Here is a 12,288-nt window from a genome sequence, read left to right on the forward strand (position 1 = left end):
GGGCATGATTGCTGACAAACACATCACTGTAATCATTCCAGCGTTAAACGAATCGGAATCTATTGGCCGAGTAATCACTGATATTCCTGATGTTGTTGATCATGTTATCGTGGTTGACAATGGATCTGACGATAATACTGATATGATCGCCAGGTCATTTGGCGCTACGGTTGTGTATGAGAAAAACAAGGGATATGGCGCTGCTTGTCTTGCCGGAATCAGATCGGTGGGGCAGACTGACCTGATAGCGTTTATCGACGGCGACTACAGCGATTATCCAGAGGATCTGATTGATGTTGTTCAACCCGTAGCCGACGGGCGATACCGGTTCGCAATCGGGTGTCGGCAAAATACCGCTTCAAATTACGCCGATTTGTCCCATACCGATTTACCGTGGCATCAACGCTGGGGCAATTGGCTGGCCTGCTGTTTTATTGATCTGTTGCATGGATACAAGTTTAGCGACCTGGGTCCAATGCGATGTATTAGCCTGAAACTACTGACGCGCTTACAGATGTCCGACGCCAATTACGGATGGACTACGGAGATGCAGTTAAAGGCATCAATACTCGGCGTGTCAGTATTGCAAGTGCCGGTCAGATATCGCCAAAGAATCGGAAAATCGAAAATCTCAGGCACGGTAAGAGGGTCGATAATGGCGGGATATAAGATTTTTTATTGGATAATTCGGCTTTTCTTGCACAATCATAAGGGGGCGCATAAAGCATTCAATTCCCGTTCAATGTAAGGTTCTTTTTTCTGTAGTCGTAAAATAAGGCGACACTGATAGCAGCGATCTCAATTGCATATGCCCATTCGGCGATTTCATAGGCGTTGAGATCGGATTCGATCAGGTTTATTCCAGTAACGTAGGTTAGCGAGACCACCAGAGATAAGGTCCAGGCCCAGTAACTCGGCCTAAGCACTGCGAAGGGTAGCAGCCAGATTATGTACCAGGGGTTTGCCACAGGCGATAGCAGAAAGAATACGCCGAAAATCCAGTCAAACCTCGGAATTGTCCAGGCAAGGTCATGAGACATATTATTGGAAGGACGGTCATTGGCAGGATGGGCTGAATGGTAGCGGTAAAAATAATAACCCCACCCGGTTACAAAGATTCCCAAACAAAACCCCCTGGCGATCAAATCTGGAAGAAAATTTCTGAATAACTGAAATACGGTTGCATTAAATTGCCAGTGTTGCGCGAAAATTCCGACTATCAACATATCCGTATTGCCCATATCCATATGGCTTGGGCGTAAAAAAGGCAGATAGAGCACAACGAGTATGGCGGCGATCAGCAGCCAATACCGAAACTTTTGTTTGTATAGAAAATAAGGCAACGCGATAACTGCAAATATTTTGCAGGCGCAGGCTAAGGCAATCATTACTGCCGCCAGTGCTGATTTTTGCTGGTGTCTGGCTGTAAACGCCGCCATTAGAAAAAATACCCCGATAATGTCAGGGTGGGCAGTAAATGCGATTTCTTTAAGAATCAATGGGTTCCAGGCATACAGCAGCACGTTTTTAGCTGGAGCGAAACGGCACAGTATTAAAATCAGGCCAATATCAAATAGCGCTAAAATGAGTTGCAACAGATTGATGTTTGCGGTCGAAATAATATGGGCAAGAGCGAAAATATATTGTAATAACGGAGCATAAATGGTGGGTAAATCAGGATTATTGACCCAAGTCAGCGCCGCCTGACATTCTTTGGAAAGGGAGTTACCTTGAAATAACGATTCCGGGGTAATGCCGTAGGGCGATCCGGTGGAGAGGAAAACGCAGCCGTCGAGCAGATAGCGATAAAAATCATCTTCCAGTATCGGTGATCCAACTATGCCGATCAGTCTGAAAACCACCGCCCAAAATACCACAGCGCCATAGCTCAGGGTTAAATTGTTGTTGTGCAGATACAACCAGTATGCGAGCACCAGCGTCCCAATAGCCCAGTAGCTTCCTAAAAAGTCGAATAATTCAATTCCGCTATCGTTATTCGATCGTATCGCCAGATAACCGTAACCCAGTGTACAAATCAATCCTACAACTATTAGAATCGAAACTTGTTGCCTGGACGAACTGACTGTGCCTACGGCGTTCATAAGGGCTGGTTTGGTGATTCGGTCTTTATTTTTGCAACCAAATGGTGCTCGGGAAATACCTGCGGGAAATACCTGAGTGCAAGAAATCGAAATCAGTTCATCTATTTGTTAATCGGCTATTTGTGGGCGATTCAATTTGTAGGATTATCCAAAGCCTGAACAGATTAACGGCTACATCTTTTCTGCATGGCTAAGGTGTCTCGCAACTCTGCCGATAGTGAGTCCCTGCACAATAATGGAAAAGATCACAATGATGTAAGTCATGACCAGAAAAATGTCGCGCTCGGCACCGCTGGGCAGGGTTAATGCCAGCGCCACCGAAATGCCGCCGCGCAATCCGCCCCATACCAGTATTTTCACTACGTGCGCGCTATATGTCCAGGAAGTAAGCGCCCTGAGCAGCGTAATGGGTATCCCCACACTGATGAATCGAGCCAGCAGGATTAGTGGAATCGCCAGTAGCCCTGCCAACAAATAGGCGCCTTTGAGCTGCAAGACCAAGACTTCCAGCCCAATCAGGACGAACAAAACCACGTTCAGAATTTCATCCAGCAACTCCCAGAAGTTATCCAGCCGTTGCCGGGTAATCTTGGACATGGCATAGGTGCGGCCGTGATTGCCAATCAATAATCCAGCGATAACGACGGCGATGGGCCCTGAAGTGTGCATTTCGTGGGCCAAGGTATAACCCCCCATAACCAGAGCCAGGGTGATTAGAATTTCAACTTGATAGTTGTCGACGCTCTTTAACAAGTAAAATCCAAGGGTTCCAAGCAATAGACCGAAGATTACGCCGCCCACGGCCTCTTTGGTGAATATGATGGCGACTTGTGCCACCGATACCTGTTCGGGTTGCAGCACGATACTCAAAATCACCACAAAAACCACAACGCCGACGCCGTCATTGAACAATGATTCCCCCGCGATTTTGGTTTCCAGGCTTTTGGCAATGCCCGCACTTTTTAATGTGGACATCACGGCGATGGGATCGGTGGGTGAAATTAATGCGCCGAATAACAAGCAATACATAAAGGGTGCGTTGAAATCGAGCACGGTTAACAATACGAACATCATGCCCCCAACCACAAAAGTGGACAGCACCACGCCCAAGGTAGCCAATACGCCGATGGTCCATTTCATCTCAGCCAGATCTTTGGCGCTAACATGCAGCGCACCAGCAAATAGCAGAAAACTCAACATGCCATCCATTAATGCTTTGTTGAAGTCGATGCCTGACAATATTTTTTCCGCGTAGCGGTGGAGGGCCATAATACCCAATCCACCCAGCAGGATGAATCCGAATGAAACGACCAGCGCAATCAGCATGACACCGATGGTGGTAGGCAGACCGATGAAGCGAAAATTTATGTAGGAAAATACCGCCGACAGGGTCAGGATAATGGCGATCAGGTTTGTCAGGTCCATGGATTGACGCTGGGGATTACCGGCCTGGTGGCCAGATTGTGTGCAAGCAGTGATTCATCGACCTGGTTTACCAAGTGTTTAATTTGATTTGGAGCGAGAGGCATCAGGATTTGGGCGGGGGTGGCGGCATTTCTTCAAAGTTTGGAATGTCGGTTCTGGTCATATCCCAATCATTCCTGTATTTGGTATAAACCACGGCATTGGGCGAAAACCAACTATGATCATCCATGCAACCTACAGGGAATGTTATGGTTCCGGGGCGCCCTGAATTCAGCCCATAAACGCGACTGCCGCAGGTTGGGCAAAAGTATCGGGAGCTTTGATTGCCGCTATCTGTTGTGGTCGTATAACCTGTGGCCGGTCCGCTTATGTTGACATCTTCTTTAGCGAAAAATGCCAGGGAAACATGCCCCGTGCCGGTGGCTTTTTGACAGTCATGACAGTGGCACTGAACCATTGTTTTTGGTGTCCCGGTTATTGTATAAGTGATCGCACCGCAGGCGCAGCCGCCTGATGCGAAAGTTGATTTACCCATCATACTACTCCAATTAATGGAATTGAATTGGGTTAAGATTGTGACAGTTTACTGGTTTAAAATCTATTCGTCATTACTTTCTAAATTATTGAGTTGGGCGATAAACCGGATTAACGTAAATATAAAATACGGTGATTGGAATATGTCGAATAAGACAAGATGCGGGTGGTGTGGCGACGATGAACTCTATCAAAGCTACCATGACAATGAGTGGGGCGAACCCCTGCATGATGAGCAAAAATTGTTTGAGTTTCTATGTCTGGAAGGCGCTCAGGCAGGGTTAAGCTGGATCACCATTTTGCGTAAACGCGAGAACTATCGTGCAGTGTTTGATAATTTTGACGCAGAAAAAATAGCGCGCTATGACGATGCCAGGATTGCGTCTCTGCTCGCCAATCCCGGCATCGTGCGAAATAAATTGAAGGTCAATGGATTTGTAAAAAATGCACGCGCTTATTTGCAAATGCGAGATCAAGGGATTTCGCTGGATGACTACTTCTGGAATTATGTGGAGCACAAACCGATTCAAAATCACTGGAAGAAAATAGCGCAGATACCGGCAAATACAGTATTGTCCGATGCCATGACCAAGGATTTGAAGAAACGTGGCTTCACCTTTGTTGGTAGCACAATTTGCTACGCCTTTATGCAAGCCACGGGTCTGGTCAATGACCATCTGGTCAAGTGCTTTCGGCATGATCAACTCGCCTGATTTTTTAACAAGAACCATAATAATAACCATAATGGCTTTGCGAGTGCCGGCAGTCTGGCTGCGGAAAATCTATCCCTATTTTTTGATGTTGTTCTGTGGCACGGTGTGGGGGACGACGTTTTCTTTGGCTCGGATTGCGACTTCTGAAAACGCCCATCCCCTGGGCTTGGCGTTTTGGCTGGCCAGCGGCGGCGGGTTGGTGCTGCTCGCCATTGGTTTTGTCCGCAGGGTGTGGCCGCCCGTGGACAAGGATTCATTGGTGCGCTATGTCGTTATCGGATCGATTGGCTCAATCATCCCCGGCACATTGTATTTTTATGCGGCCTCCCGAGTTCCATCCGGTATTCTCGCGATTACGATAACACTGGTGCCGATGATGACCTATGTGCTGTCGCTGGTTTTGGGGGTCGATGCTTACCAGCGAAAGCGCTTCATTGGCATACTTGTCGGTTTCACGGCTATTTTGTTATTGGTGATTCCTGAAAGCAGCCTACCCAACCCAGGGATGACAAAATGGCTGTTATTGGCATTGTTGGCTTGTGTTTTTTACACCGTCGAAACGCTGTACGTGGAAGTCTTGATTCCCGACAATATCGATATGGTTGCGCTACTGAGCGGCGGCTTGATTATGGCTGGCATTGGTATGATTCCGATTCTGTATCTCCAGGACGCCTGGGTCCCGCTGAATTTCCCATTCACTAAAATTGAATGGTCTATCGTGGCCATGGCCGTGGTCAGCAGCTTGGCTTATGCCACATTTTTTCTGCTGGTGAAAATGGCCGGCGCGGTTTTTGCCAGCCTGTCCGGTTATGTCATCACAACCGCAGGGGTGTTTTGGGGAATTGTGTTATTTGATGAAACGCATTCTATCTGGGTTTGGTCCGCGTTCGCTTTGTTGTTGGTCGGCATGGCGTTGGTGACGCCCAGAGAAAAAACAATGGCGAGAAAACAGTAGCGAAAAACAATAGCCTCGCGTTTTACCCAACCAACAATCGGTTCATCCGTTTTACAAAATCACTGGGATCTTTAAGCGATGCGCCTTCGGCAAGTGCAGCCTGGTCGAATAGCAATTTCGCCCACTCGTCGGCAAGCTCGCCATCGACATCGATTTGTTTGACAAGATCGTGTTCGGGATTAATTTCCAAAATCGGTTTAGCGCTTGGCGCATCTTGCCCAATGGCCTGCAGGATGCGTTCCATATTGCTGCCCAGGTCATGTTCGTCCGCGACCAGACAACTTGGTGAATCAACCAATCTATCAGAAAGCCGGACATCTTTGACTTTGTTCTCCAGAACCGATTTGAATTTTTCCACCAATGGCTTCATTGCCTTGGATTTCTTTTTACTTTCTTCCTTGCTTGCTTTGCCTTTTAGCTCATCCATATCCAGGTCGCCTTTGGCGATGGATTTCAATGATTTTTCTTCGTATTCGGTTAAATGGCCGACTACCCATTCGTCCACGGGGTCCGAGAGCAATAACACTTCGATATCGTTCTTACGAAAAATTTCAAGGTGCGGCGAAGACTTGGCGGCGTTGTAGCTATCCGCGGTCACATAGTAAATCGCTTTTTGTTTTTTCGGCATCCGGGTTATATAATCATCCAGCGATATGGTCTGCGCCTCATTGTCTTTATGCGTGGAAGAAAATCGAACCAACTTGGCAATCGTATCTTTATTTTCAAAATCCTCGATCAGGCCTTCTTTGATTGATCGACCGTACTCTTTCCATAAGGCGTTGTATTTGTCAACATCGTTAGCCGCCAGTTTTTTGAATTCAGCCAGAATTTTTTTAACTGACGCCACCCGAATTTTGTCAATGTCACGATTCTGCTGCAAAAACTCTCTGGAAACATTCAGCGGCAAGTCCGTGGAGTCCACCAGCCCGCGCGCAAATCGCAAATAGTTCGGCATTAAGTTTTTGGCGTCATCAGCAATAAATATTCGTCGGACATAGAGTTTAATGCCATGTCGTTGTTCTCGATCCCATAAATCGAACGGCGCTTTGGCCGGAATATAAAACAGCGAGATATATTCCATCTTGCCTTCCACGCGATTGTGTATGGTTAACGCCGGTGGTTCAGGATCGTAGGTCAAAGCCTTATAAAACAAATTGTGATCTTCTTCGCTGATGTCTTTTTTGGCTCGTGACCAAAGCGCCGAGCCTTTGTTAATGGTCTGCCACTCTATCGGCTGATCTTTTTTGGGTTTGCCATCTTTATCGGCTTTGGCTTCCTGCGTCGCGCTACCTCCTGCATCCATGCGGTCGTCCATTTCTGCTTCTTTTAACATCTGAATGGGTAAGGAAATATGGTCAGAGTATTTCGCGATGACGCTTTTTACTCGATACCTTTCAGCATATTCTTTGGAATCCTTATTCAAGGAAATAATAATTTCAGTGCCGCGTTCGGGTCGCTCAACGGTTTCCACGGTGTATTCACCACTGCCATCCGACACCCATTTGACCCCTTCACCTGCCGGTGTTCCTGCTTTACGAGTCAACAAGGTAACTTCTTGTGCAACCAGAAAACACGAGTAGAAGCCAACACCAAACTGGCCGATGAAGTTATTGTCGCCAGGTTTGTCCTTGCTCATTTTTTCGAGGAATGCTTTGGTTCCGGATCGGGCAATGGTGCCAATATCCTGGATTACTTCATCGTGGGTCATGCCGATTCCATTATCACGAATTGTAACGCTATGTTTGTTGGCGTCCAGATTGATCCAAATTCCAAGCGCTTCATCGTCGGCTTTGGCTTCCTGCGTCGCTCTACCTCCTGCATCCATGCAGTCGTCTTCCAGCAATTTTTTGTCGGTTAACGACTGAAATCTCAGTCTATCGCAGGCGTCCGAAGCGTTTGAAATAATTTCCCGCAGAAATACTTCCTTATTACTGTACAGAGAATGAATCATTAATTGCAGCAATTGCTGCACTTCGGTTTGGAAAGCGTGGGTTTCCACTGTAGGTTTTTGTGTGGATTTTTGGTTGTTTTTCTTCTTGGGTGAGGGTTTGCTCTTGTTTTGTTCAGTCATGTTCGCAAGTGGTTTCAATGTTAATAGTATTGGGGCTTGAAATGGGGTCTTGGCCAATGCTTTCAAGGGTAACTCGAATTTTTCCCATTTCGCCTTTCAAATCCGAACCACTGCATGGAGGCGGGAGGTAGAACTGGGTCTGGAACAGAAGTCGAGAGCGACGCATCGCTACATGGACGTGGTTTATTAGAGGTCGCTCATTGGCATCCTGCCATCGCGACATTTGAACTTCCTGTTCATCACCTGCAGGAGCAATTGCCGAAGATGCCAAAGCCGACGACCCCAGGGACGGGGGAGGTAGAGCGACGCAGGATGCCAAAGCCGAGCTATGGCCAGAATCATTGACCTGAGGGGATATTGTTCGTATATTCCGCACCCTTGACCGGGTTGATCGTCAGGATGGTGTTTGATAGTGTTTATACGGCGGGATTTGGTCAATTTCGGGGTATAGCGCAGCCTGGTAGCGCGCCTGCTTTGGGAGCAGGATGTCGGGAGTTCGAATCTCTCTACCCCGACCAGTTTTTTGCTTATAATAATCAAGCTCATCCGTTGCGCCCGTAGCTCAACCGGATAGAGCAACGGCCTTCTAAGCCGTAGGTTACAGGTTCGAGTCCTGTCGGGCGCGCCATTTGATGGTGAGGTGTAATTGGGTGAGGTGTAATGATGCCAGCGATCTCGTATAAAATCGAGGTGTCGGATGAAGCGGTATGGTGAGCGTAGCTCAGTTGGTAGAGCCCCGGATTGTGATTCCGGTCGTCGTGGGTTCGAGTCCCATCGTTCACCCCAGATCCATTGATTCACTGGCTCGTTCAGACATGGCTTGTTGGGCAGGTGTTCAGGGCGGATAGGATTTAGAGAGTGGCAAACGTTTTTGCGAGAGTGGCGGAATTGGCAGACGCGCTGGATTTAGGTTCCAGTGGGGTAACCCGTGAGAGTTCGAGTCTCTCCTTTCGCACCATATTTTAGGCATGCAACTATGCAATTATTGTCCAATATACTATTGGGCTGATTGCAATTAATTTAGAGGTTGATCTGTTAATGCAAGTTTCCGTTGAAGAGTCAGGCGCCATAGAACGCAAGCTTTCCATTTCAGTGCCTTCTGAAAAGATTGATTCAGAAATAGCAAAAAGATTGTTAGACGTTGCTAAAAATGCGCGTGTGCCAGGATTTCGACCAGGCAAAGCGCCGCAAAATGTAATCAAAAAACGGTACGCGCCTCAAGTCACCAATGAAGTCATCAACGAAACAATCAACGCCAGTTATAGGGATGCTTTGGGTCAGGAAAAAATCATTCCGGCAGGTTTGGTGTCCATTGACCCAACACCCTACGAATCCGGAAAAGAATTTCAGTTTGTGGCCACAGTGGAAGTGTTTCCAAAAATTCCATCGCCCACGCTGGAAGGTAAAACCATAGAAAAACCGATGGTTGCAGTCACTGACGAGGACATCATGCAAACCCTTGAAGATATCCGAAAACGCAACGCCAATTTTGTCACCAAGAACGAAAAATCAGAGAAAGAAGACCGATTAACGATTGATTTTGAAGGTAAAATTGATGGAGAGGTGTTTGAAAACGGTAGTGCTGATGATTTTGTGTTTATCCTCGGTGCGGGGCAAATGTTGGCGCAACTTGATGCTGGATTAGTTGGATTAAAAGCAGGCGAAACTAAAACCATCGCTTTCACTTTTCCTGAAAATTACGGCGACACTGAGGTTGCCGGGAAAGATGTTGAATTTACGGTTACGGTTAAAGTAGTCGAGAAGCCTGAACTGTCTGCTCTGGACGATGATTTCGCCAAATCGCTAGGCATTAAGGACGGTGGTATTGAGAAAATGAAACAAGAAATAGGCATCAGCCTTCGGCGCGGGCTGGATTCTCGTATGCGTGCAGTAATGCGGGATAAGGTCATGAATGAGCTGTATGCTGCAAATGATATTGAATCTCCCAAGGCTTTAGTGGAGGAGGAAATTGAACGCTCGGTTAAAGCGGTTACCGAACAATTAATCGCTCAGGGCTTGCCTACGGATAAAATCGACCGAAATCATTATGCGGAGCAAGCGAAAAAAAGAGTTGCGCTGGGATTGATTGCAAGGGAAGTCATCGAAAAATCCAAAATTGAGGTTGACGCACAGGCAATACGTGCCAGAATTGTTGAAATGTCGGCCAATTACGAAAGTGGAGAAGAGTATGTTAAGTGGCACTATGCGGACCCGGAACGATTAAAAACTATTGAGGCAGTTGTTCTTGAAGACCAGGTTATTGCCCGTATGTTAGAAACAGCCACTGTTAAGGAACAAAAAATACCCTTTAAAACTTTTATGAATCCGCAGCCGATTGATTAACTGTTGCATTATTTAATATAGACACGGGCAAAATTCAAAAGTGCGATGAATCATTATCAGGTTAAAATTTATGAATACTAGACTTCAGGATTTCGAAAATATGCACTCCTCTGGCACAACTACTGATAGGACAACGAATATAGGCTTAGTGCCCATGGTGGTTGAATCCACCGGGCGGGGTGAGCGGGCATATGATATTTATTCCCGATTGCTGAAAGAGCGCGTGGTGTTTCTGGTTGGGCCGGTTGATGACCATATGGCTAATTTGATCGTGGCGCAAATGTTGTTTCTTGAATCAGAGAATCCTGAAAAAGATATTTCGCTTTATATTAATAGTCCAGGCGGCGTGGTTTCTTCCGGCTTGGCGATTTACGACACCATGCAGTTTATTCGACCGGACATCAGTACGGTTTGTATCGGGCAGGCGGCAAGTATGGGAGCCGTGATTTTAGCGGGTGGTCAAAAAGAAAAACGGCATGCATTGCCTCATTCCAGAATTATGATTCATCAACCGATGGGAGAATCCCAGGGGCAGGCTTCTGATATTGAAATTCACGCCAAAGAGATATTAAGAATGAGGAAAAGACTTAATCAGATATTATCCGACCATACCGGTCAGTCCATGGAAACAATCAAAGCGGACACCGATCGCGATAATTTTATGAGTTCCAGTGATGCTGAGGAATACGGCATAATTGATTCGATTTTGATGAAAAGAGCATGACGAAAAAAGAAGAGCAGCAAATATATTCGCAAATATATTTTTGTGGCAGGGCATAATAGCGGTTGCAAATATCCACTAAAACCTGCAATCTTGCGACTGAATTTTGCGACATAAATATATTACGGGCTATTTATGACAAACCATCCCTCAAGTAAAAGCGACAAGCTGCTGTACTGCTCTTTTTGCGGCAAAAGTCAGCACGAAGTCAGGAAGCTCATTGCGGGTCCCTCGGTGTTCGTTTGTGATGAATGCGTGGATCTATGCAATGAGATCATTCGTGAAGAAACCACTGGTGAAATTGCCACTCGGGAAAACGCAGACAGTTTTCCGATCCCCGAAGAAATCCACGCTATTCTGAACGATTATGTCATCGGCCAACCTGACGCTAAAAAGATGCTGTCTGTTGCGGTTTATAATCACTATAAGCGCATAGAAAACGAGGAATCGAGTTCCGAAGTTGATATCTCCAAAAGTAATATTTTGTTAATCGGCCCGACGGGTTCCGGTAAAACGCTGCTTGCGGAAACTTTGGCCAGGCAATTAAATGTGCCGTTTACCATCGCCGATGCAACGACACTCACTGAAGCAGGTTATGTTGGCGAAGATGTTGAGAATATCATTCAGAAACTTCTCCAAACTTGCGATTACGACACTGATAAAGCGCAAATCGGGATTGTTTACATCGATGAAATTGATAAGGTTTCCCGCAAAGCCGAAAACATCTCGATCACTCGGGATGTATCTGGAGAAGGCGTTCAGCAAGCGTTATTGAAGTTGATCGAAGGCACCATCGCATCTATTCCGCCCCAAGGCGGCAGAAAACACCCTCAGCAAGAATTTCTGCAAGTTGATACCCGAAATATTCTGTTTATTTGTGGCGGCGCATTTGCAGGAATTGAAAAAGTGATTCAGGAACGAACGGAAAAATCTGGAATTGGCTTTGGCGCCGACATAAAAGAAAAGTCCGCGAATGAACGATCCAGTGAATTGCTTAATCAGTTGCAGCCGGAAGATCTGGTTAAGTATGGATTGATACCGGAATTCGTTGGGCGGTTGCCGGTAATTGCAACTTTGGATGAGCTGGAAGAAGAATCGTTGGTTCGAATTCTAATCGAACCCAAAAATGCATTAACCAAACAATACCAGGTTTTATTTAAATTCGAAGGGGTGGAACTGGAATTCCGCGAAGACGCGCTACATCAAATCGCCAAAAAAGCGATGCAACGAAAATCCGGTGCAAGAGGGTTGCGCTCAATAATGGAAAATGCGTTAATTGAAACAATGTACGAATTGCCATCAATTGAAGGCGTTAAAAAAGTGGTTGTTGACTCTTCAGTGATTACCGAAGGTGCGCGACCGCTTTATATATACGAAAATGAGAATAATAAAAAAGCCGCGGCTATCGCTTCAACCTAGTCCGG

General features: G+C 46.4%; 10 protein-coding genes and 4 tRNA genes. 10 read left to right on the plus strand and 4 right to left on the minus strand.

Annotation, left to right across the window (positions count from 1 at the left end; genetic code table 11):
- Positions 1-4 precede the first annotated feature (4 nt).
- A complete protein-coding gene (locus ACPXXB_RS04810; RefSeq protein WP_423909986.1) occupies positions 5-748 on the plus strand; it encodes a glycosyltransferase family 2 protein in 744 nt (247 codons plus the stop codon).
- Here ACPXXB_RS04810 and ACPXXB_RS04815 read toward each other — a convergent pair.
- The 3 genes from ACPXXB_RS04815 to ACPXXB_RS04825 all read right to left on the minus strand — a co-directional run bounded on the left by ACPXXB_RS04815 (position 729) and on the right by ACPXXB_RS04825 (position 4,065).
- Positions 729-2,102, minus strand: a complete 1,374-nt coding sequence (locus ACPXXB_RS04815; RefSeq protein WP_423909988.1) for a hypothetical protein — start codon at positions 2,100-2,102, stop codon at positions 729-731. The two genes, ACPXXB_RS04810 and ACPXXB_RS04815, sit on opposite strands and share 20 nt — an antisense overlap.
- A 171-nt stretch (positions 2,103-2,273) precedes the next feature.
- A complete protein-coding gene (locus ACPXXB_RS04820; protein ID WP_423909990.1) occupies positions 2,274-3,527 on the minus strand; it encodes a cation:proton antiporter in 1,254 nt (417 codons plus the stop codon).
- Positions 3,528-3,630: 103 nt separating this feature from the next.
- Positions 3,631-4,065 carry a GFA family protein gene (locus ACPXXB_RS04825; RefSeq protein ID WP_423909994.1) on the minus strand — a complete coding sequence of 145 codons (435 nt, stop codon included), beginning with the start codon at positions 4,063-4,065 and terminating at the stop codon, positions 3,631-3,633.
- Positions 4,066-4,204: 139 nt separating this feature from the next.
- Between ACPXXB_RS04825 and ACPXXB_RS04830 the strand changes: the two genes are divergently transcribed.
- Both ACPXXB_RS04830 and ACPXXB_RS04835 read left to right on the plus strand, forming a co-directional pair.
- On the plus strand, positions 4,205-4,774 hold the full coding sequence (locus tag ACPXXB_RS04830; RefSeq protein WP_423909997.1) for a DNA-3-methyladenine glycosylase I: 570 nt from the start codon (positions 4,205-4,207) through the stop codon (positions 4,772-4,774).
- Positions 4,731-5,729: a DMT family transporter gene (locus tag ACPXXB_RS04835; protein WP_423910000.1), complete on the plus strand. Its 999-nt coding sequence runs from the start codon at positions 4,731-4,733 to the stop codon at positions 5,727-5,729. The genes ACPXXB_RS04830 and ACPXXB_RS04835 overlap by 44 nt, the downstream gene beginning before the upstream one ends.
- Positions 5,730-5,751: 22 nt before the next feature.
- Here ACPXXB_RS04835 and htpG read toward each other — a convergent pair whose 3' ends face one another.
- The gene (gene htpG / locus ACPXXB_RS04840) at positions 5,752-7,800 is read right to left on the minus strand and encodes a molecular chaperone HtpG (RefSeq protein ID WP_423910003.1); all 2,049 of its coding nucleotides are present in this window, start codon (positions 7,798-7,800) and stop codon (positions 5,752-5,754) included.
- A 441-nt stretch (positions 7,801-8,241) separates the two neighbouring features.
- On the opposite strand from htpG, the gene ACPXXB_RS04845 reads away from it, so the two are divergent.
- The 7 genes from ACPXXB_RS04845 (at position 8,242) to clpX (ending at position 12,283) form a co-directional block, all read left to right on the plus strand.
- Positions 8,242-8,318 (plus strand) — tRNA-Pro (locus ACPXXB_RS04845).
- Positions 8,319-8,351: 33 nt separating this feature from the next.
- Positions 8,352-8,428, plus strand: a tRNA-Arg gene (locus ACPXXB_RS04850).
- An 82-nt stretch (positions 8,429-8,510) separates the two neighbouring features.
- Positions 8,511-8,586: transfer RNA gene (locus ACPXXB_RS04855), tRNA-His, on the plus strand.
- A gap of 87 nt (positions 8,587-8,673) precedes the next feature.
- Positions 8,674-8,758: transfer RNA gene (locus tag ACPXXB_RS04860), tRNA-Leu, on the plus strand.
- 80 nt (positions 8,759-8,838) lie between these two features.
- Positions 8,839-10,143, plus strand: a complete 1,305-nt coding sequence (gene tig, locus ACPXXB_RS04865) for a trigger factor (RefSeq protein ID WP_423910005.1) — start codon at positions 8,839-8,841, stop codon at positions 10,141-10,143.
- A 100-nt stretch (positions 10,144-10,243) separates the two neighbouring features.
- Complete coding sequence (clpP, locus tag ACPXXB_RS04870) at positions 10,244-10,867, plus strand: ATP-dependent Clp endopeptidase proteolytic subunit ClpP (RefSeq protein WP_423910973.1); 624 nt, start codon at positions 10,244-10,246, stop codon at positions 10,865-10,867.
- A gap of 132 nt (positions 10,868-10,999) precedes the next feature.
- A complete protein-coding gene (clpX, locus tag ACPXXB_RS04875; protein ID WP_423910008.1) occupies positions 11,000-12,283 on the plus strand; it encodes an ATP-dependent Clp protease ATP-binding subunit ClpX in 1,284 nt (427 codons plus the stop codon).
- The last annotated feature ends 5 nt before the right edge of the window (positions 12,284-12,288 follow it).

The sequence above is a fragment of the Candidatus Spongiihabitans sp. genome, assembly GCF_965237845.1.
Taxonomy (GTDB): Bacteria; Pseudomonadota; Gammaproteobacteria; order Arenicellales; family Poriferihabitantaceae; genus Spongiihabitans.